22 protein-coding genes are annotated in these 19486 nt (G+C 44.3%); 10 read left to right on the top strand and 12 right to left on the bottom strand.

Annotated elements, in window-relative coordinates; translation table 11 throughout:
* Positions 1–74: 74 nt before the first annotated feature.
* On the bottom strand, positions 75–470 hold the full coding sequence (locus AC0DBE_RS08705) for a hypothetical protein (protein ID WP_072182415.1): 396 nt from the start codon (positions 468–470) through the stop codon (positions 75–77).
* Positions 471–671: 201 nt separating this feature from the next.
* Between AC0DBE_RS08705 and ybaK the strand changes: the two genes are divergently transcribed.
* Positions 672–1154: a Cys-tRNA(Pro) deacylase gene (ybaK, locus tag AC0DBE_RS08700; protein ID WP_072566116.1), complete on the top strand. Its 483-nt coding sequence runs from the start codon at positions 672–674 to the stop codon at positions 1152–1154.
* A gap of 44 nt (positions 1155–1198) precedes the next feature.
* On the opposite strand, the gene AC0DBE_RS08695 is transcribed toward ybaK, so the two are convergent.
* The 3 genes from AC0DBE_RS08695 to cotT form a co-directional block, all read right to left on the bottom strand.
* A complete protein-coding gene (locus AC0DBE_RS08695; protein ID WP_014113421.1) occupies positions 1199–1393 on the bottom strand; it encodes a DUF4177 domain-containing protein in 195 nt (64 codons plus the stop codon).
* 1006 nt (positions 1394–2399) lie between these two features.
* On the bottom strand, positions 2400–3389 hold the full coding sequence (gene cyoE / locus AC0DBE_RS08690) for a heme o synthase (protein ID WP_072566118.1): 990 nt from the start codon (positions 3387–3389) through the stop codon (positions 2400–2402).
* A 123-nt stretch (positions 3390–3512) separates the two neighbouring features.
* The gene (cotT, locus tag AC0DBE_RS08685; protein WP_061187246.1) at positions 3513–3752 is read right to left on the bottom strand and encodes a spore coat protein CotT; all 240 of its coding nucleotides are present in this window, start codon (positions 3750–3752) and stop codon (positions 3513–3515) included.
* A gap of 252 nt (positions 3753–4004) precedes the next feature.
* Between cotT and pdaC the strand changes: the two genes are divergently transcribed.
* The gene (gene pdaC, locus AC0DBE_RS08680; protein ID WP_472961821.1) at positions 4005–5405 is read left to right on the top strand and encodes a peptidoglycan-N-acetylmuramic acid deacetylase PdaC; all 1401 of its coding nucleotides are present in this window, start codon (positions 4005–4007) and stop codon (positions 5403–5405) included.
* 46 nt (positions 5406–5451) lie between these two features.
* Here pdaC and AC0DBE_RS08675 read toward each other — a convergent pair whose 3' ends face one another.
* Together AC0DBE_RS08675 and AC0DBE_RS08670 are read right to left on the bottom strand one after the other, a co-directional pair.
* On the bottom strand, positions 5452–5925 hold the full coding sequence (locus AC0DBE_RS08675) for a YjfA family protein (protein WP_014113426.1): 474 nt from the start codon (positions 5923–5925) through the stop codon (positions 5452–5454).
* A 129-nt stretch (positions 5926–6054) separates the two neighbouring features.
* Positions 6055–6222, bottom strand: a complete 168-nt coding sequence (locus tag AC0DBE_RS08670; RefSeq protein ID WP_472961819.1) for a YjfB family protein — start codon at positions 6220–6222, stop codon at positions 6055–6057.
* A gap of 126 nt (positions 6223–6348) precedes the next feature.
* Here AC0DBE_RS08670 and AC0DBE_RS08665 point away from each other — a divergent pair, with 126 nt between their 5' ends.
* Entirely contained in the window at positions 6349–7248 is a 900-nt protein-coding gene (locus AC0DBE_RS08665) for a DUF2268 domain-containing putative Zn-dependent protease (protein ID WP_457895823.1), read from the top strand.
* Positions 7249–7256: 8 nt separating this feature from the next.
* On the opposite strand, the gene AC0DBE_RS08660 is transcribed toward AC0DBE_RS08665, so the two are convergent.
* Positions 7257–7655 (bottom strand): ribosomal maturation YjgA family protein, encoded by a 399-nt coding sequence (locus tag AC0DBE_RS08660; protein ID WP_472961817.1) that lies wholly within the window; start codon positions 7653–7655, stop codon positions 7257–7259.
* A gap of 100 nt (positions 7656–7755) precedes the next feature.
* Complete coding sequence (locus AC0DBE_RS08655; RefSeq protein ID WP_472961815.1) at positions 7756–8331, bottom strand: YjgB family protein; 576 nt, start codon at positions 8329–8331, stop codon at positions 7756–7758.
* A gap of 148 nt (positions 8332–8479) precedes the next feature.
* On the opposite strand from AC0DBE_RS08655, the gene fdhF reads away from it, so the two are divergent.
* From fdhF to AC0DBE_RS08635, 4 genes are all read left to right on the top strand, one after another.
* Entirely contained in the window at positions 8480–11437 is a 2958-nt protein-coding gene (gene fdhF, locus AC0DBE_RS08650) for a formate dehydrogenase subunit alpha (protein WP_088679488.1), read from the top strand.
* Complete coding sequence (locus AC0DBE_RS08645; protein WP_409509617.1) at positions 11430–11990, top strand: helical membrane plugin domain-containing protein; 561 nt, start codon at positions 11430–11432, stop codon at positions 11988–11990. Before fdhF ends, AC0DBE_RS08645 begins: the two co-directional genes overlap by 8 nt.
* Before the next feature lie 291 nt (positions 11991–12281).
* Complete coding sequence (locus AC0DBE_RS08640; protein ID WP_014113433.1) at positions 12282–12869, top strand: DUF4352 domain-containing protein; 588 nt, start codon at positions 12282–12284, stop codon at positions 12867–12869.
* A 93-nt stretch (positions 12870–12962) separates the two neighbouring features.
* Entirely contained in the window at positions 12963–13580 is a 618-nt protein-coding gene (locus AC0DBE_RS08635) for an NUDIX hydrolase (protein ID WP_472961812.1), read from the top strand.
* 32 nt (positions 13581–13612) lie between these two features.
* Here the strand turns inward: AC0DBE_RS08635 and AC0DBE_RS08630 are convergent, their stop codons facing one another.
* Positions 13613–13891 carry a hypothetical protein gene (locus AC0DBE_RS08630; RefSeq protein WP_061187251.1) on the bottom strand — a complete coding sequence of 93 codons (279 nt, stop codon included), beginning with the start codon at positions 13889–13891 and terminating at the stop codon, positions 13613–13615.
* A gap of 391 nt (positions 13892–14282) precedes the next feature.
* On the opposite strand from AC0DBE_RS08630, the gene yjiB reads away from it, so the two are divergent.
* Both yjiB and AC0DBE_RS08620 read left to right on the top strand, forming a co-directional pair.
* Entirely contained in the window at positions 14283–15473 is a 1191-nt protein-coding gene (yjiB, locus tag AC0DBE_RS08625; protein WP_472961809.1) for a monooxygenase YjiB, read from the top strand.
* A 22-nt stretch (positions 15474–15495) separates the two neighbouring features.
* Positions 15496–16674 carry a glycosyltransferase gene (locus tag AC0DBE_RS08620; RefSeq protein ID WP_090557697.1) on the top strand — a complete coding sequence of 393 codons (1179 nt, stop codon included), beginning with the start codon at positions 15496–15498 and terminating at the stop codon, positions 16672–16674.
* 41 nt (positions 16675–16715) lie between these two features.
* On the opposite strand, the gene AC0DBE_RS08615 is transcribed toward AC0DBE_RS08620, so the two are convergent.
* Positions 16716–16904, bottom strand: coding sequence for a DUF8096 family protein (locus tag AC0DBE_RS08615; RefSeq protein ID WP_014113438.1), 189 nt, complete (start codon positions 16902–16904; stop codon positions 16716–16718).
* A gap of 173 nt (positions 16905–17077) precedes the next feature.
* On the opposite strand from AC0DBE_RS08615, the gene AC0DBE_RS08610 reads away from it, so the two are divergent.
* On the top strand, positions 17078–17890 hold the full coding sequence (locus AC0DBE_RS08610) for a uroporphyrinogen-III synthase (protein WP_061187254.1): 813 nt from the start codon (positions 17078–17080) through the stop codon (positions 17888–17890).
* 45 nt (positions 17891–17935) lie between these two features.
* Here AC0DBE_RS08610 and AC0DBE_RS08605 read toward each other — a convergent pair whose 3' ends face one another.
* On the bottom strand, positions 17936–18688 hold the full coding sequence (locus tag AC0DBE_RS08605; protein ID WP_014113440.1) for an ABC transporter permease: 753 nt from the start codon (positions 18686–18688) through the stop codon (positions 17936–17938).
* Complete coding sequence (locus tag AC0DBE_RS08600; protein ID WP_472961806.1) at positions 18688–19440, bottom strand: ABC transporter ATP-binding protein; 753 nt, start codon at positions 19438–19440, stop codon at positions 18688–18690. Before AC0DBE_RS08600 ends, AC0DBE_RS08605 begins: the two co-directional genes overlap by 1 nt.
* Positions 19441–19486: the final 46 nt, after the last annotated feature.

Below are 19486 nucleotides of genomic sequence, written 5' to 3'. Positions count from 1 at the left end.
CCAAAACGGGTAGGAAAGCGCTGATATCAAAGCGTTCCTACCCGTTTTTCTGTTTCTGCTGAAAACATTTTGTACTACCTTTTCGCAATCAAGTAAAGCGATATCGCTCTTTGGGTTTGAACAGGGTTATGAATGATTATGACCCATTGGTTTCTTCTCCTTGGAAAGCTTGCGATTGCATACAATGGAGCAGTATCGCGTGGGGTAAACCCGCCATTAATCACTTGTATATCTCTTCCTTCAAGATGACAAACAAGATATTCACCAGGATCTATTACCTGTTGGCCAGTCCATGCGAAGGAATAAAAGCCGTCTCCGAGATCCTCAGAGGAAGATGGCGGTATAATGCCATCTACATTCAGTGTGATTTCTCTTCTTCGCTGTCTTTCTGAAAAGTCTGGATTTCTTTGAGTGTTATGAGTATGTGTAAAGTAAGGAATTAACGCGGGACCATAATAGTAATGATACAAAGCAACCACTCCTTAATTTTACATTCATACAAATTGTATGTTATTACATGTCGTTCATTCCTTTTTGTTTCGTATTTTGGCTTTCTAGAGGTTTTTCTCTCTTTTGAACATGCAGGTTAATAGCATATGTCTGTTTTCGATGATAGTATTTATATATTAATCACAGTATATTTAGGTTTTTTTCGATAGTGGGGGAAAAGTATGGCGAAAAAAATGGCAAAAACAAATGCGGTTCGTTTGATAGAACAGCAGAACATCTCCTATGAGTTATTAGGGTATAAAACAGAAGGCGGCCAACCGGTAGATGGCATCTCTGTTTCGGAAAAAATCGGTTATCCTTCAGAATATGTATATAAAACATTGGTGGCAACAGCAGGAGCAAAAGATTATTACGTCTTTGTTGTACCCGTTGCAGAAGAATTAGATGTAAAAAAGGCAGCAAAAGTAATAGGAGAAAAGAAAATAGAAATGATTGCGATGAAGGAATTATTAGGGGTAACTGGCTATGTTCGCGGCGGCTGTTCACCAATTGGCATGAAAAAATCGTTCCCGACCTATATTGATGCAGCCGCTGAAACACTTGATTTTATCATTGTCAGTGCAGGGAAAATCGGTATGCAGCTAAAGGTGGCGCCTCAAGATTTAGCGAAAGCATGCGATGCCGCATTTGCAGAAATTGTATAGATGGCACGCAATGAAGATAAACCGAAAAAGCTTAGTCATATGGACTAAGCTTTTTCCACATCTCTTTCAAATATGATCTCAAAATAAGCAGCTGCTCCATACCCATCTATACTGGGAGCGAAAATCTGAATGAATGTCCAGCCTCTTTTCGCATAGTCATGGATGATTTGCTGGTAGTCTTCTTTAGGCCTTCTTCTCATCGTACTCAGTTCAACTCTTACGAATTCATACTCTTTCATCGTTTGATCCCTCCTATTAAGGTATACGTAAGAGTGAGAGGGATGTTCCGAAAACATGGGTGTAGGGCAAAAGTAAAATTTGTAATAGAAATAAGGCCTTACGAGTGTCCACTTTCTCAATGTCTTCTTTATAAATGGCAACACATGAAATTCTTTTCCGCATCTGCAATGACCCCAACAATAACAAGCGTAAGTTTTCAATGAAATAGGTCTGCAACAAGCTCGCTTCCACTAACTTTGGCAGCGGGTTCCGTTTCAATTTTCTAGACTTCCAAATCTATGAACATAGGCAAACTATCATATGGATAATCGGTACAATTTCTCTTACTGTTCTTGCATGCAGATAAAGAAAAATTCTTTTTTTGTTTGTTTTTGGCTTATAATACCTGATGATGGAAAAAAAGTTCGAGTTTATAGAGCGAACACCCGATAGTAAGCTGGGGGACGTGCTGTCTTTTCGTTTATGGGTTTATTTTTTCTTGTATCGGCTTTAAGAAAAAAGTGCATTTCCCGATTGACTTATTCTAATGTTCTTATTTTCATTAGGCGAGAGTACAGCAGCAGACGGTTCGAGCTTTCCGCTGCTTAGTTTATCGCAAAAGATCTGCTTTTTCTCTGAAGCAGTTTTCATCTGTTTGCCTGAACTTTGCAAAATGGCTGGCTGAAAAAAACAAGGATATCATTCAATTAAAACATGCAACGATGCAGACATGTTTTGTATCCGACTGGACTTTACCTCATCATTTATTTTGCATTTCAGTAATATTTTAAGAAGGCGATGGTATTTCATGAACAAAGAAACTTTAAAAAACATACTCATGATTTTTTCAATATGCGCAACCCTCCGAGAAACCGATGGTATGCGTATTGGCCATAGCTGGATTTTGAGTGAAATCGTCCGATTTTTGATTTGCATGGCTGTGTTTTTGATCGTGACATTTCTATTAGATGCAGTTTTTCCAAATAAAAAAGAGTCACATTAATGTGTGGCTCTTTTTGCATAACATCATCTGATCAAAAACATCACAAATGAATCAACCATCATGATCAAAAACAGCAAGCAAAAATAAATGAGCGAGTAGACAAACATATCCTTTGCCCACTTGACGTCATCTTCCGTTTTGAATCCCTGAATGCTTTTTTTGATCCATATGCCTCCGAGAACCAGGGCAGCTAAGAAATAAAATGGGCTGATATGGCCGGTGCCGAGAGAAAAAGGAAATAATAGCGTGACCGGCACCAGAACTGCAATATATTGAATCATTTTTATTTTTGTTACATGATTTCCTTTTACAACCGGCAAGAGCGGAACGCCTGCTGCCCGATATTCCTCTTTGCGTCTGATCCCAATCGCCCAAAAATGCGGGGGCTGCCACAGAAACATAATCGCGTACAACAGCACTGCAGTCATACTGATGTCTCCGGTTACCGCACAATACCCCATCAACGGCGGCGCAGCTCCCGGGAAGCTCCCGACAAATGTGCTCCACACAGAGGTTCGTTTCACCCATACTGTATAGATTATTGCATAAAAAATAAAGGCAGCCAGTCCGAGAAGGGCAGTTAATGGATTGAGGGAATACAGCATTGCAAGGCCTGCGATTCCTAAGACGGAGCCATACGTTAAGATCATGGCAGGCGGCATTTTTCCTGTGACGGAGGCCCTGCTGCGGGTGCGTGCCATTTTTGCGTCCATATGCCGATCAAAAAAGTTGTTATAAACAGTGCCAGAAGCCATTACAAACGCAGTTCCAAGCATTGCTGTCACCATTGTCATCAAAAAAGCCATTCCGGTTAATGGTTTTTCTGCGCTTGCAAACGCGATCCAAAATCCGCCGAAGGCTGCTATCGAGTTTGATATGATAATGCCGGGTTTTGCAAGTTTGATAAAATCGTAAACTGTTACCCGGTTCGAAGCTTTTATGTATTTCGTTTCAGATAGAGCTGCAGAATCTCTTGTATTCTCCAAAAACAGACGCCTCCCCCAAAACTGCATGCTTTTGTTATCGTAACAAGAGGGCTATGGAATCACAATTATTTCCTATATTTGTCATGATATTGTCATTTTTTAAAACAAAAAAATGGGGAGCTGGACTGCCCCCATTTTGGTAAACGGCGTTTAGTATCCGTATCCTCCGCCGTATCCTCCACCATATCCTCCGCCGTAACCGTACCAAGGGTAGTAAGGCGGGCGTGGGCGCGGGTAATAGTAAGGCGGACGCGGATAAAACGGATAGAACGGTCTTGGGTAATAATAAGGCGGATAAAATGGCGGTCTCGGGCGCTGATAATAATAAGGCTGTCTTTCATCATAAGGTGTAATTTGTTCAAATGTCTGTTCATTCAAAGGATAATCCAAGAGGAAAACCTCCCTAGTTTTTTTATTCCTTTTACCATATTCTTGATGTTTAGGTTGGGTGTATGTACATTCGAGAAATCGGATTTTTTTTATGATGAAATCCCTGAAAAAGGATTGACAAGAACTTCTAAATCTCATAGTATTACAAATGTGAAATAAATGTTACTCTAATGTTACAAAAGTATTTCTAAATAGATACAGTTCTAACTGATGAAAAATAAATCGAAACGGTTATGAAAGAAGGAATTTGGGTTGTTGGCAAAAAGAATCAAATGGTTTCATGTATTAATAGCAGTCGTATGTGTGGCGGGCCTTATCGGCTTTTTTCATAATTCATTAAAAAAAGAAACGGTTATGAATAAAGTGAAAACTGATTCTCAGTATGGGAATGTGGAGATCGCAACGCTTGTGAATGACGGGAAAACCTTCAATTATGCGGTCAACTATCCCGTTTTCAAAAATAAAAAAATGGATTCGGTATTAAAGAGTTTCGCAGAGAAAGAGGTTCGCCAATTTCAGAAGGAAACAAAAGACGTTGACCAGGAACATACGACAAAGCGCAACGAATTAAATGTTGATTATAAAATTGTCCATTATGCCAAGCAGACTGTAGCGATTGTATTTAATGAATATAAATATATCGGCGGTGCACACGGGCAAACTGTGAAAAAAACGTTCAACTATGATTTTAGTAAACAAGCTTTTCTTTCAATCGATGATATTTTCAAAGAGGACGCTGACTATTTACATAAGCTCTCGTTAATCGCTTATCATGAGCTGAAAAAGGATAAGGACATTGCTGCAGACGATGCGCTGTTAAAGGAAGGAACGGCACCGAAAACAGATAATTTCAGCCGCTTTGCCATCAAGGAAGATTATATCGAATTTTATTTTGATACATATCAGGTCGCAGCAGGTTATCTTGGAGAGCAATCGATTGCCATTAAGAAAAGCCTTTTGAAAGACATCGTGAAAGAACAATATATTGATAAAGCAAAAAACAAAAATAAAATCAAAGAGAAAAAGCCGAAGCATGAAGTAATTTCTTTGCCCAAAGAAGAAGCGGTTGATCCAAATCAAAAAGTCATTGCGCTTACTTTCGACGACGGCCCGAATCCTGCGACAACAAATCAGATTCTGGACTCCTTGAAGAAATATAAGGGACATGCCACGTTTTTTGTTCTCGGGAGCAGGGTGCAATATTATCCGGAAACGCTAAAAAGAATGCTAAAGGAAGGAAATGAGGTGGGGAACCATTCGTGGAGCCATCCGCTTCTCACAAGGCTTTCAGTGAAAGAGGCGTTAAAGCAAATCAATGACACGCAAGATATCATTGAAAAAATAAGCGGATACCGCCCGACGCTTGTAAGACCTCCATACGGCGGGATTAATGATGAGCTGCGGAGTCAATTGAAAATGGATGTCGCGTTATGGGATGTTGATCCGGAAGATTGGAAAGACCGAAACATAAAAACAATCGTTGACCGTGTCATGAGTCAGGCGGGAGATGGAAGAACCATCTTGATTCACGACATTTACCGCACCTCTGCTGATGCTGCCGATGAAATTATCAAAAAGCTCACTGATCAAGGCTATCAATTGGTGACGGTCTCTCAGCTTGAAGAGGTTAAAAAACAAAGAGAAGCAAATTAATACGTAAAGGCTGCCGCGGATATTGCCCGGACAGCCTTTTTTCTTTTTAATAAGAGCCTGTGGTGGCCCAAACATTCAGGTTGGGTCCTGAATACTTGCCAAAAGCGTAAGAAGTCCTTGGATCTAAATCATATACCATCGGTGTATAACAAGATTTTTGCCCGGCCACCGCTTTTCCATTGCCGCCTGCAGAATCACAATTATATCTCTTTCCGTCCGTGTTTCGGGTAATCTCCGCATTTGCTTCAAAGCCTGACGTCAATGTATGATTCATCGTGATTTTTGCCCAAGCCGTTTTACATGTACTGCTGAATTTAAGCTCGACTACTCCGATGACTTGATTGTTGGCATTCACTAAGTTTGAGGATTTTTTTGTAGAGCCGCTGGACGCACAATCATTGTAATAAGGGCTTTTTCCATCATAGGCATGGGTTTCCGCATTGGCGGGCGCTCCTTTGACGGCAAAAACAAATACAACTGCGAATAACACCAATGAAGCCTTCGTAAACAGTTTTTTCATGTCCTTTATGACCTCCTTAATATGGCAAACAATAAATCATACGGAGGAACAATCAAAACATGCATGCTTTTTTGTGAACAATAAAGGCGGCCGGGAGGATGGAGTTCTTGGCCGCCTTTGGTGTGGGGGTTAACCTTTTATATCAATGGTTTGTCCGAACGTCGGATGCTGAATCATCTTTAAGGTTTGATCGGCATTTTGCTGGGCGGTGTCCAGCATTTTTTTCGTTAAGGCGATATCAACATTTTGGGCAAGGGATGCTTGGTGCATCGCAACTGATAAAGCAGGAATATCCATCGTTCCACCTCCTATGCCTTACCTATCGGCGGCTTTGGATGATTTTACAGTGAAAAATGGCTTAATTTTCCCTGTTGACCCTTTCGCTGCGGCATACCGTATGTTTTTGACAAGGGGGGAATCAGGATGAATCTTGCAATGGAAAAGACCTTTGAGCAATATGAAAAGCTGTTTTCAATGGTAGAAGAGAAAAGAGAGGATGAATTTCGGTATATGATGATGAGGCCGTTTGAAAAGATGTGGAGCGCCATCCAAGTTCCCCTGAGAGCGAAGGAGCCGAACGGCTATGATGTAATCATGGCTGTGAAAATGCTTGGTTATTTGGATGTCCGTGATGCTGAAGCCGGGCAGCAAGCATTAAGGATACTGAAAGAATCACATGCTGCAGAGACAGCTGAATCTGCGCTCCGGCAATGTATCTATTTTGCAGAGCGCGAACAGCTGCGGGTGAATGCAGACGAGATCAAATTCGGCCTTTACATCGCCGATCCAAATAAGCTTCAGCTGCAAAAAGGCTACTGCGGATTTGGCGGGATACCGGGCTTTATACATGTATGGGTGAATCCGAACAGCTATAACCTGCCAAGGATACCTTCAATTATTGCTCATGAGTTTCATCATAATTTGCGGTTTTCGTATGTTGATTTTCATCATGGCTCTGTGAGTGTCGGAGATTATCTTGTGATTGAAGGGTTGGCTGAATCATTTGCCAGAGAGCTGTTTGGCGAGGCTCAATTGGGTCCTTGGGTAACACGCTTTGATCAAGAAGATTTGCAGTATTCCATTGAAGTCATCAATGAGGTGCTGGATGTGAAAGGCTTTTCGGAAGTAAGCCGTTATATGTTTGGTGATCCAATTGCGAAAGTCCAAGGCTTTGAGCCTGCCGGATTATCGGCTTTTGCGGGTTATGCCGTTGGATATCACGCCGTTCAGTCATTTATGGATAAGCATCAAGTCACGATAAGCGAGGCCACGCTCTTGGATGCGGAGACCATTCTGTCTCAGTGCGGGCTGTTTTCCAAATGAAAAAAGCGTCACATATAGCGGCGCTTTTTGATCCCCAGAGCCAGCAGTTCTATGGCGGCACAAAAGGCAATTCCAATCGTATACGCTTCGATATCGCTCCATAAAAATCCGTACCCCAGTACAAGCCCGCCAAGAGAAGTGTCTCTGATCCGGTCGATCCACTCGGCGTGATACAACTGGCTGATTTCAATGATAAAACAGAAAGAAAGACTGATAATGCCCGACAACATTGTCTTCATTTTCTGAAATAGAAACCCGCATCCCGTAAAGATCATGGCAGCCCAAAGCGAGTCTCCCAGATAAGTATTGATGGTATTGGGCAGAACATTGGAGAACGCTCTTGATCCCAGCCCCAGCACCATGATCAGAATGGTGACAGCTACATATATCCATCGATTTCGCTTCATTGAGAATTGATACCCCGTCTCTGCTTCATCTCCCATGTATTGTAAGGAATATATCTTCTATTTGTCCAATAAAAAAGCGCTGAACAGCCGCATGATGGGTTTATTTTGCTTTAAGGTTTACATGGTCAGCGGTCTGGTCCTTGCCAATTACAAAATGAAGTTCATATCGGCCTGTGTCATATACATAGTCGATTTCATCGGTAAACGGGACGGTTAACACTCGATTCGCGGGGCCTATTTCATTCCGCAGCATTTCCGGGGTAACTCCGCCTAAATTCAGCTGCCGTTCGACACCGGTTCCAAAGTAGCGGATTTCTGAAATGGTCATGTCTTTATGATAGGAAAATCCGTAGCCTGGGTTCCCCATATTCCAGTGATATAAATCAAACCGATTGTCTCCTCGGGACGGTCGTTCGGGTTCCCCTAATGTAGCATGAACATCACCTTTCGTGCTTTTGTTGATGGTAAGGCCTTGCACCCGCTGAGGCATTTCCCCTGTGTAGGCGGAGTTGTAAAGATTTTTGACAAGCTCGGCGGCTGATTGGTTTGTGTTTTCAGAGAGCGAGGTTGTTTGAGTTACGGCGTTTGCCGGTGTTGAAAAGGACGCCGCCCCAAAGCCGGAAAGAGAGCCTGTCAGTGCTGCTGCCACGGTTAGAACAGACATTGCTTTTTTCATGCTGATCCCTCCTTTTTCATCTACCCTCTCGTTTCCCGGTGATGATGCAATAAAACATGTGAGTGCGCTTTGTATGTTTTATTGATCCCTTGCAAGGGAAGAGAACTGGGTAATTCGGTATATACACAAGCAAGAAAGGGGAATGGAGATGGCTGAACAGAAAAAAATCACAATAAACGGCGTTGAAATGGAAGCATCCGAAGAACAGACGGTGCTTCAGCTTTTGAATAACAGTTCGATTGAAGTGCCACAAGTTTGCTATCATCCAAGCTTAGGGCCGATTGAAACATGCGATACGTGCATCGTCAGCATCAATGGCGAGCTGAAGAGGTCGTGCTCCGCTGAATTAAAGGATGGCGACGTCATTGATACGCTTTCGCCTGATGTGAAAAAAGCGCAGGTCATCGGGATGGACAAGATTTTATATAATCATGAGCTTTACTGTACAGTTTGCGATTACAACAACGGAGGATGCGAAATACATAATACGGTGAAGGAAATGAAAATCAATCACCAAAGCATCCCGTTTGACCAGAAGCCTTACCATAAGGATGAATCTCATCCGTTTTACCGGTATGATCCAGATCAATGTATTTTGTGCGGACGCTGTGTCGAAGCGTGCCAGGACGTTCAGGTAACTGAAACACTGACCATTGACTGGGAGCGGAAACGCCCCCGCGTCATTTGGGATAATGATGTGCCGATCAATGAGTCATCTTGTGTATCATGCGGCCACTGTTCTACCGTCTGTCCGTGTAACGCGATGATGGAAAAAGGAATGGAAGGGGAAGCCGGGTATTTAACAGGCATCAATGACAAAACACTGCGTCCGATGATTGAGATCACGAAAGGCGTAGAGACAGGTTACGGCTCGATTCTCGCCATTTCTGATATGGAATCCGCCATGCGTGATGAGCGAATCAAAAAAACGAAAACCGTCTGCACCTATTGCGGTGTCGGCTGCAGCTTTGATGTCTGGACAAAGGGCAGAGACATTCTGAAAGTTGAGCCGCAGGAGGAAGCGCCGGCCAACGGCATTTCTACTTGTGTGAAAGGAAAGTTCGGCTGGGATTTCGTGAATAGTGAGGAACGCCTGACAAAGCCGCTGATCCGCGAAGGCGACCATTTCCGTGAAGCGGAGTGGGAGGAGGCGTTATCACTGATCGCCAGCAAGTTCACGGATTTAAAAGAAGAGTTTGGCCCGGATTCACTTGCCTTTATTACATCATCTAAATGTACAAACGAAGAATCCTACCTCATGCAAAAGCTGGCGAGAGGGATCATTGGCACAAATAATGTGGACAACTGCTCGCGCTATTGCCAATCTCCTGCGACTGCCGGCCTCTTCCGGACAGTCGGCTATGGCGGTGACTCAGGGTCGATTACAGATATCGCGCAAGCGGACCTTGTGTTGATTATCGGTTCGAACACGTCTGAGTCGCATCCGGTCTTGTCCACTCGCATTAAACGGGCTCATAAGCTGAGAGGGCAGAAAGTGATCGTAGCGGATATCAGAAAACACGAAATGGCAGAGCGTTCAGATTTATTTGTCCAGCCGCGTGCCGGATCAGATATCGTCTGGCTGAATGCCATCGCCAAATTTTTGATTGAAAACGGCAAGGCCGATGAACGCTTTTTACAGGAAAGAGTGAACGGACGGGATGAATATGTGAAAAGCCTGGCACCGTATACCCTTGAATATGCCGAGGAGAAAACCGGAATTGATCAAGAAACCCTCATCCAAATGGCAGAGATGATTGGTCAGGCTGACAGTGTGTGCGCCTTGTGGGCAATGGGCGTGACACAGCATATTGGCGGAAGTGACACAAGCACGGCAATCTCAAATCTGCTGCTTGTGACAGGAAACTACGGAAAACCGGGAGCAGGCTCTTACCCACTGCGCGGCCATAACAACGTCCAGGGAGCAAGTGACTTCGGAAGCATGCCTGACAGAATGCCGGGGTATGAAAAAGTGACGGACGAACAAGTCCGCCAAAAATACGAGCGGGCGTGGGGTGTACCACTGCCGAAGGAGCCGGGCATGACCAACCACGAGATGATCGAAAAAATCCATTCCGGCCAGCTGAAAGCGATGTATGTAAAAGGTGAAGAAATGGGTCTGGTCGATTCCAATATCAATCATGTACACGCCGCATATGAAAAGCTTGATTTCTTTGTGGTGCAGGATATTTTCCTTTCACGTACAGCTGAGTTTGCTGATGTTGTTCTTCCTGCGAGCCCAAGCCTTGAAAAAGAGGGAACCTTTACAAACACTGAACGCCGTATTCAGCGGCTGTATCAGGTGTTTGAACCGCTGGGCGAATCAAAGCCTGACTGGCAGATTATTATGGAGGTTGCCAATAAGCTCGGTGCTGACTGGCACTATGAGCACCCTGGAGACATTATGGAGGAAGCAGCCATGCTGTCGCCGATTTATGCCGGCGTCACCTATGAGCGCCTTGAAGGGTACAACTCCCTGCAATGGCCTGTAAGCGCTGATGGAAAGGATTCGCCTTTACTTTTTACTGAGCGCTTCCCTTTCCCAGACGGCAAAGCCATTCTCTATCCTGTTCAGTGGACAGAACCTGAAGAGTTCGGTGAGGAATATGATATCCACGTCAACAATGGGCGGCTCTTGGAGCATTTCCACGAAGGGAACCTGACCTACAAATCAAAAGGCATTTCGAAGAAAACACCGGAAGTGTTCTTAGAAATTTCTCCTGAACTCGCGGCAGAACGGGGGATTCAGGACGGAACCCTTGTCAGACTCACATCGCCTTTTGGAAATGTCAAAGTGAAGTGCGTGATCACTGATCGTGTCAAAGGGAAGGAAGTATACCTGCCAATGAACGATTCAGGGGAAGCAGCGATCAACCTGTTAACAGGCAGCCATGCCGATAAGGATACCGATACGCCTGCTTATAAAGAAACATCAGCCAAGATGGAAATTTTGAAGTACGACGGAAGCAATCCGCTGCCTAAGATCAATCACCGCAACGGCAATCCGCAGCCGCAAATCGGTGTGCAGGTACAAAAGAAATGGGCGCGGAAGGATTATATTTTCCCTGGCGACGCTGTGAAAAGGGGGATTGGGCATAATGGCTAAAGCGATTAAACGAATTCAGAAAATCGAGATAACCGAAGAGGATCAGAGAAAGCGTGATATGAAAGAAATTGAAGATGCATTAGTCGAGAATAAGGAAGCCATTCTTGAAACGCTGCATATGATTGGCCACATGACCGAGCGTGGTGTTTTGCCATTGCTCCGCGGCCTTTTTGGCCAAGGAGATAAAGTCCTTGACATCTTAGTGAAAAAGGCAGATACAGAGGAAACAGCCAATACGTTGAAAAATTTGCTTCTTCTGTTTGGAACGCTAGGCATGCTGGATGTGAAACAGCTGGAGCCCCTCATTTTGAAAGTGAATGCGGGTGTGGCAAACGCGGTGGAACAGAAGGACAGCGAAGAGAAAACAGGTTATTTTGATATCATCCGCTCGCTCAAAGACCCGGAAATCAACAAAGCAGTTACACTGCTTTTCTCCTTTTTAAAAGGAATGGGACAAGATACAAAGGAGCTGGAACGCACGACTCAGCCTCCCGAGCACCAAAAACATCATCAGGAACCCCGAGAGAAAAGGGAAATGAATAAGCGAGATTGATCACCTGCCCGAGCCGGCTGCTGCCTGCTCGGGTTTTTTGTGAGATGAGCCTCGGGAACTAGGTATAAACACCCAAATTAGAAGCTAGACAAAGAAGCTTTTTGTTTTGGAAAATGATATGCCATCACCGGCCTGTCCAGTATTTTTTCCAGTAAAGGATAAATATCTATGTCATTGGCTGACCTATACTATGAATGGATATGATAGAGTAATTTGTTACTTTGTTCCCTGTTAAGAAAAGGAAAAGCGTGATTATAATAGAAAACGATTACTTTAGATGGAGGAACAGCAATGAAAAAAGCATTATTCATTTTGTTTGTGCTAACGATTGGATTTGCGCTTTCTGCGTGCAGCCAGTCCAGTGATGCGTCAGCTGAGCAAAAGACAGAAAAGAAAGAAGCAACAGCAACGGAAAAGAAAACAGAGGAAAAAGAAATCAAAACGGATGAAAAGGTGCATAAAGTAGGCGAAACTTTTAAAGCTTCCAGCACAAATTTCTCGGTCAATAAAGTATATACGACGGCAGAACAAGGCGAGTATAAGACAAAAATTGGCGACAAAGAAAAAACAATAAATAATAATGAAGAATTTTTAATAGCTGAGGTAACGATCGAAAATACAAGCGACAAGTCTTTCAATTATACGAGTGGCGGTTTTGAATTGAAAGACAGCAAAGATCAATCGATCAGAGCCAACATAGTATCTACTGCTGACCTGAAAACAAGCCTTAAATCAGGAAAGTTAGCCTCGGGTAAAAAGGTAACAGGCACAGTCAGTTTCGTGATTCCAAAAGGAGAAAAAAACCTTAATCTGTCATATAATCCATCATTTTTAAATTTTGAAACAGAGGATATTACATATTTCGTAAAACTGAATTAAGGTATCTTTTGAGCATGTCACCGGAAAATCGGAGCATGCTTTTTTTATTTTAAAAGAGATTGATAGTATAAAATGGTAGTGAGGTGATCAATTATGCAAACCAAATGGCTAGAACGTGCACAACGGATTCGGGCAATCGCACAAGCGGGGCTGGCTTTTTCCAAGGATGTGTATGACAGGGAAAGGTACGAAGAGCTGATGAAGCTCAGCGTAGAGATGATGGCGGATTACTCTCAGGCGGAAATTGAAGTTATCACTGATTTATGGAAGGGCGAGATAGGCTATCCGACACCGAAAGCGGATGTTCGCGGAGCAGTATTTCGAGAGAATCAGATTTTGCTTGTTCGGGAGAAGCATGATGAGCTGTGGTCACTGCCGGGCGGGTTTTGCGAGATTGGTTTATCACCGGCTGAAAACGTGATCAAAGAAATCAAAGAAGAGTCGGGTTACGATACTGAACCGTCCCGATTGCTGGCCGTGCTAGACAGCCATAAACACCCTCATCCGCCTCAGCCATATCATTACTATAAGATATTCATTGAATGCAGCATAACAGGCGGGCAGGGGGAAACAGGAATTGAGACGAACCATACCGCTTTTTTTCCGGAAGACAGGCTCCCGCCGCTTTCTCCAAAACGAAACACACCTTCACAGCTCAGCATGCTATTTGACTTTTTGCGCCATCCAGAAAAGAATACGATATGTGACTAAACAAAGAAAGAGCCCGGAAGGCTCTTTCTTTTTTATAGCGCAATATGTTTTTCATTGGCGAGTTTCAGAAGGGTCAAAATAGAATCGGCTTGTTTATGGCCGAGTTTTTGCTTTAATTTGTTTTCTTCAACTAATCGGCTGCCGTAAATCTCGACAGAGGCTTTGTCAACGACAGTATGCCAGTTTTCCTGCTTTTTTCCCTCAACAAGCGGTTTTTCATGTCTCTCAGAAAAAGAGAACACAAACAATACAAATGCAAGTGAAAGTAGGATGCCGACAACTTGTTTTTTGAAATCAGTCTGTGCTGCCATGTTGTTCTCTCCTTCACCTTTTACCTTTTATTTAATCATAGAATCAGCTTGCTTTATATAATGGAAAAGTCATTTTTTTAGGTTAGTGCTATTGGTTGGAAATAGGGGTATTTTCTGATTGGAGCGGTGCAATTGAATGCATATTGGATTTGCGTGCTTATGCCTAAGGTCACGTTGTGAGCCAAAACAGCAGTGCAGAATAGAAAAAAATTGAAAGATTATGGTAAGATGAACGAAATTCGAGGGGGAATATATGATGCCTGCATCGAACATCGTGATCGCCTGCCTGCTGTTATCAATTTGATTATATTTGGTAGTCCCTCTCTTTTTCGAAAGCGAGAGGTGAAATGGAACGTCAATTGCTGAATTCTTTCAAGGGGAGTGACAATGCATGAATGTGTTAAACCGCCGGCAAGCCTTGCAGCGAGCGCTGCTCAATGGAAAAAACAAACAGGATGCTTATCATCCGTTTCCATGGTACGAATCGATGAGAAAGGATGCGCCTGTTTCCTTTGATGAAGAAAACCAAGTGTGGAGCGTTTTTCTTTATGATGATGTCAAAAAAGTCATTGGGGATAAAGAGCTGTTTTCCAGTTATATGCCGCAGCAGTCGAGTTCTATTGGAAATTCCATCATTAACATGGACCCACCGAGGCATACGCAAATCCGTTCTGTAGTGAATAAAGCCTTCACGCCGCGTGTGATGAAACAATGGGAACCGAGAATTCAGGAAATCACAGATGAACTGATTCAAAAATTTCAGGGGCGAAGGGAGTTTGACATTGTTCACGGTTTTTCATATCCGTTACCGGTTATCGTGATATCTGAGCTGCTCGGAGTGCCTTCGGAGCATATGGATCAGTTTAAAACATGGTCTGATCTTCTGGTCAGCACGCCGAAGGATAAAAGTGAAGAAGCTGAAAAAGCTTTTTTAGAAGAACGAAACAAGTGCGAGGAAGAACTGGCCGTGTTTTTTGCCAACATCATTGAAGAAAAGCGGAACAAACCGGCACAGGACATCATTTCAATTTTAGTGGAAGCGGAAGAAACAGGCGAGAAGCTGTCCGGAGAAGAGCTGGTTCCGTTTTGCACGCTGCTGCTGGTGGCTGGGAATGAAACCACGACAAACCTGATTTCAAATGCGATGTACAGCATATTAGAAACGCCGGATGTGTATGATGAACTTCGCAGCCATCCTGAACTAGTGCCTCAGGCTGTTGAGGAGGCCCTGCGTTTCAGGGCGCCTGCACCGGTTTTGAGGCGAATTGCCAAACGGGATACGGAGATCGGGGGACATCTCATTAAAGAAGGTGATATGGTTCTGGCTTTTGTGGCATCTGCAAATCGTGATGAAACGAAGTTTGACAGGGCACACCTGTTTGATATTCACCGCCATCCTAATCCGCATATCGCGTTTGGACACGGCATCCATTTTTGTCTTGGGGCACCGCTTGCCCGTCTTGAAGCAAAGATCGCGTTAACGTCTTTGATTTCTGCTTTTCCTCATATGGAAAGCGTCAGTATCACTCCGATTGAAAACAGCGTGATATACGGATTAAAGAGCTTCCGTGTGAAAATTTAATAGATAAGGAGACTGGAGATTCATGAAAAAGCACCATATTTCGATGATCAATATCCCGGCGTACGGGCATGTCAATCCTACGCTTGCATTAGTGGAAAAGCTTTGTGAGAAAGGGCATCGTGTCACGTATGCGACGACTGAGGAGTTTGCGCCCGCTGTTCAGCAAGCCGGTGGAGAAGCATTGATCTATCATACATCCTTGAATATTGATCCTAAGCAAATCAGGGAGATGATGGAAAAGAATGACGCGACGCTCAGTCTTTTGAAAGAATCACTCAGCATTCTGCCGCAGCTTGAGGATTTATATAAGGATGATCAGCCTGATCTGATCATTTATGATTTTGTCGCGCTGGCTGGAAAATTGTTTGCTGACAAGCTTAATGTGCCGGTCATTAAGCTCTGTTCGTCATATGCCCAAAATGAATCCTTTCAGCTCGGAAATGAAGACATGCTGAAAAAAATAAGAGAAGCAGAGGCTGAATTTAAAGCTTACTTGGAGCAAGAGCAATTGCCGGCTGTTTCATTTGAACAATTAGCTGTGCCGGAAGCATTAAATATTGTCTTTATGCCGAAGTCATTTCAGATTCAGCATGAGACGTTCGATGACCGGTTCTGTTTTGTCGGCCCTTCCCTTGGAAAACGGACGGAACAAGAAAGTTTGAAAATTGAAAAGGGTGACCGCCCGCTTATGCTGATTTCATTGGGAACGGCGTTTAACGCCTGGCCGGAATTTTACAAGATGTGCATCGAGGCATTTCGGGGTTCTGCATGGCAAGTGATCATGTCGGTCGGGAAATCGATTGATCCTGAAGGCTTGGATGATATCCCTGCTAACTTTACCATTCGCCAAAGTGTGCCCCAGCTTGAGGTATTGGCGAAAGCCGATTTGTTTATTTCTCATGGCGGAATGAACAGTACGATGGAAGCGATGAATGCCGGTGTGCCGCTTGTCGTCATTCCGCAAATGTATGAGCAGGAGCTCACTGCTAAGCGTGTCGATGAATTAGGCCTTGGTGTTTATTTGCCGAAAGAGGACGTTAGTGTTTCCAAGCTACAGGAAGCAGTGCAGGCCGTATCCAATGATCAAGAGGTGCTCAGCCGCGTCAAGAATATGCAAAAGGATGTAAAAGAAGCAGGCGGAGCGGAGCGTGCAGCAGCTGAGATTGAAGCGTTTATGAAAAAATCCGCTGTACCGCAATAAATCACAAAAACCGAAATCAAAAATTAGATTTCGGTTTTTTGTTAAATATTTTTTTTCATCCCGCATCTCCGGCATTCTCTAAGAAATTTTCCGCCTTTTACAGAGCTTTTGAACAGTGTGTAATCACAGTTATCGCAGCGCCCGCTGCGGACGTCCGGATATTCATTGAATTCGTAAACGATCGATGTATCGTAGCCTTTTGTTTCATATTCTTCTTTTTTTGTTTCCATGGCGATCCCCCGTTAGCAAACGTATCTGCTGTCTATATTACAGCAAGCTTCAGGTGTATTCAAATGGATTTTAGAGGCTTGGGTTTATCTTGATTTCTCCCTTGGTTTGCGCCACAATAGCTTTATTAAACTTGTATACATAAAAAGCCTATGCAAAGAGGAGAGAAACGGGTATGGGAAAAGGGTTACATGGAAAGCGCGTGGCAATCGGGGGCTCCCGAAAAACGGAAGAAATCAGCACGATCATTGAAAAACAGGGCGGAACTCCTGTCATCCGGCCTCTCCAAGGCACGGTTTACTTAGCAGAGAAGCAGGTGGAGCCGGATTTGCGGACGTTTGTGGAGGAAAAAGCTGACTGGGTTATTTTCACGACAGGCATCGGCACGGAGACTCTTGTCGATATGGCAGAGAAAATCGGTCTGAAAGATGAGTTTCTGCAGGCCATTCGCCAAGCGAAAGCGGCATGCCGAGGATACAAAACGCTGGCTGCGCTGAAAAAGCTTGGGATCACCCCGGAAGCTTCAGATGAAGACGGGACAACAAGAGGTTTAATCCGTTCCTTGGAACCTCACGACTTTTCAGGAAAAACAGTCATGGTGCAGCTTCATGGAGAAAAAGCACCGGTCCTCATGGCATTTCTTGAAGAAAAGGGCGCGTCTGTCCTGCCGATTCTGCCTTATCAGCACATCCCGCCAGAGGAGGAAACGGTGGAGCGGTTATGCCGGGAGCTGATGAACGGTGAGATCGACGCCGTTTGTTTTACAACGGCAATTCAGGTTCGTTCCCTGTTTGATTTTGCCAAGGGGCACGGCTATATTGATGAAGTGAAGGCTGTATTCGAAGAGCGCGCCATCGCTGCGGCTGTCGGAAAAGTGACTGCTGAAGCACTTCGGGAAGAAGGCATCACGAGACTGCTTGCGCCGGAGATTGAGCGGATGGGCGCGATGATTGTTGAGCTGTCCAAGTATTATGAAGAAAAGGAATAACCAGTACAAAAAGCCGCTTTCCAAGGGAAAAGCGGCTTTTGTCTGTCATCCATTCTGCTTCAGCTGCTGATGCGCGGTGAATAATGACGGGTATGTCAGCACGCTTAAAATCACACATGTCAGCGCCGCTGACGCCATCGTTGTAAACACGATTAAGAGCTGAAAACGAACCGCCTGAATTGGGTCCGCGCCCGCTAAAATCTGGCCTGTCATCATGCCTGGAAGCTGAACAAGCCCCAGTGTTTTCTGGCTTTCCAGCGTCGGGATCATACTCATTTTCATCGCAGAAGTAAGAATACGCTGTATGGATTGCTTCGGTGTGCCTCCAAGAGACAATATTAATTGAATTTCTTCTTTGCGAACTTCGACTTCTGAGCTGAGCCGGTTTAAAAACAGGCTCGAGAGCACCATCGAATTTCCGATGACCATTCCGCTGATCGGAATGACATATCGGGCCGTAAGCGGGATGATATGAAGAGACAGCAGAATTCCCTGCGTTACAATTTCTACAATCGCTAACGCGGCGAACACTCTCCAAAACGAGCCGATTGTATTTTTCTTTCGTTTGATGACATTTTGCGCCGCCACCGCCAGCATTAACAGCACCATCAGCAGGATAAAAACGGGATGGTCTCCGCGGAAAATCAGCGACAGTACATAACCGATGATAAGCAGCTGTACCGCGGCCCGGATGGTGGCGATGATCATGTCTTTTTCTACGCCTGCTTTAAAGGATTTTGATAAAAACAAGGCGATCAAAACAAAGATCATCGTTAAAGAGAGGGAAAGGTAATCCATTACCGAGTGCCTCCCTTCAAAAAGTCTCTCGCTGCTTCATGTTGCGGATTGGAGAAAAATGTTTCGGTTGCTGCAGTTTCCAGAAGCCGTCCATCCGCCATAAACCAAATGGTATCGGCAACTCGTTTTGCCTGCTCCATATTATGAGTCACCCACATGACCGTCCATTTTTTCTCTTGATGCTGACGTTTGATCAGCTTTTCAATTTCAAGAGCAGAAACCGGGTCCAAGGCCGACGTGATTTCGTCTAATAATAGAATAGAGGAAGGATTTGCGAGCGTTCTGGCTAGTGACAGCCTTTGCTGCTGTCCGCCCGATAAGTCCTTGGCGCTTCTGTCTAACAGCTCTGGCGGGAGCCCTGTAAGAGAAGCGAGCTCTTCAGGGGAGTACAGCTGTGATTGGTGAAGCCTTTGGACCAGACTTAGATTATCACGCACTGTCCCGTCGAGGACGGGCGCCGATTGAAATGCGAGGGCTGCCGTTCGCCTCAGCTCATTGACATTCCATTCTCGGACTTCCTTTCCGTATATATTTACTTCGCCGCTGTCAGGCGTTCTCATTAAATTGCACATGGACAGGAGGGTGCTTTTGCCTGAACCGGAAGGACCTAAAACGGCCACGATTGTGCCCTGTTGAATGTCTCCGGTGACATCCTGCAATACATCATAGGTTTGTCCGTCTTGTTCATAGCTTTTTTTGACTGATCTGAAGGAGATGGCTGGTTTGTATTGTGTTTGATTGTTTGCTTCCATTACAATAATCACCTTTCAGTAAAGTAGGCTTATACTATATTTAACT

This window comes from Bacillus sp. VA15, assembly GCF_055721145.1.
This window is presented reverse-complemented; position numbering and strand designations above follow the sequence as displayed.

What these genes read in the sequence shown, in the direction of transcription:
- AC0DBE_RS08630 (WP_061187251.1), bottom strand. Translation starts at nt 13,891, where the DNA reads ATGGCAGCACAGACTGATTTCAAAAAACAAGTTGTCGGCATCCTACTT.
- cyoE (WP_072566118.1), bottom strand. Translation starts at nt 3,389, where the DNA reads ATGCAGTTTTGGGGGAGGCGTCTGTTTTTGGAGAATACAAGAGATTCT.
- AC0DBE_RS08620 (WP_090557697.1), top strand. Translation starts at nt 15,496, where the DNA reads ATGAAAAAGCACCATATTTCGATGATCAATATCCCGGCGTACGGGCAT.
- AC0DBE_RS08610 (WP_061187254.1), top strand. Translation starts at nt 17,078, where the DNA reads ATGGGAAAAGGGTTACATGGAAAGCGCGTGGCAATCGGGGGCTCCCGA.
- AC0DBE_RS08615 (WP_014113438.1), bottom strand. Translation starts at nt 16,904, where the DNA reads ATGGAAACAAAAAAAGAAGAATATGAAACAAAAGGCTACGATACATCG.
- ybaK (WP_072566116.1), top strand. Translation starts at nt 672, where the DNA reads ATGGCGAAAAAAATGGCAAAAACAAATGCGGTTCGTTTGATAGAACAG.
- AC0DBE_RS08670 (WP_472961819.1), bottom strand. Translation starts at nt 6,222, where the DNA reads ATGGATATTCCTGCTTTATCAGTTGCGATGCACCAAGCATCCCTTGCC.
- AC0DBE_RS08655 (WP_472961815.1), bottom strand. Translation starts at nt 8,331, where the DNA reads ATGAAAAAAGCAATGTCTGTTCTAACCGTGGCAGCAGCACTGACAGGC.
- AC0DBE_RS08605 (WP_014113440.1), bottom strand. Translation starts at nt 18,688, where the DNA reads ATGGATTACCTTTCCCTCTCTTTAACGATGATCTTTGTTTTGATCGCC.
- yjiB (WP_472961809.1), top strand. Translation starts at nt 14,283, where the DNA reads ATGAATGTGTTAAACCGCCGGCAAGCCTTGCAGCGAGCGCTGCTCAAT.
- AC0DBE_RS08660 (WP_472961817.1), bottom strand. Translation starts at nt 7,655, where the DNA reads ATGAAGCGAAATCGATGGATATATGTAGCTGTCACCATTCTGATCATG.
- AC0DBE_RS08675 (WP_014113426.1), bottom strand. Translation starts at nt 5,925, where the DNA reads ATGAAAAAACTGTTTACGAAGGCTTCATTGGTGTTATTCGCAGTTGTA.
- AC0DBE_RS08645 (WP_409509617.1), top strand. Translation starts at nt 11,430, where the DNA reads ATGGCTAAAGCGATTAAACGAATTCAGAAAATCGAGATAACCGAAGAG.
- AC0DBE_RS08640 (WP_014113433.1), top strand. Translation starts at nt 12,282, where the DNA reads ATGAAAAAAGCATTATTCATTTTGTTTGTGCTAACGATTGGATTTGCG.
- AC0DBE_RS08695 (WP_014113421.1), bottom strand. Translation starts at nt 1,393, where the DNA reads ATGAAAGAGTATGAATTCGTAAGAGTTGAACTGAGTACGATGAGAAGA.
- AC0DBE_RS08665 (WP_457895823.1), top strand. Translation starts at nt 6,349, where the DNA reads ATGAATCTTGCAATGGAAAAGACCTTTGAGCAATATGAAAAGCTGTTT.
- AC0DBE_RS08600 (WP_472961806.1), bottom strand. Translation starts at nt 19,440, where the DNA reads ATGGAAGCAAACAATCAAACACAATACAAACCAGCCATCTCCTTCAGA.
- fdhF (WP_088679488.1), top strand. Translation starts at nt 8,480, where the DNA reads ATGGCTGAACAGAAAAAAATCACAATAAACGGCGTTGAAATGGAAGCA.
- AC0DBE_RS08635 (WP_472961812.1), top strand. Translation starts at nt 12,963, where the DNA reads ATGCAAACCAAATGGCTAGAACGTGCACAACGGATTCGGGCAATCGCA.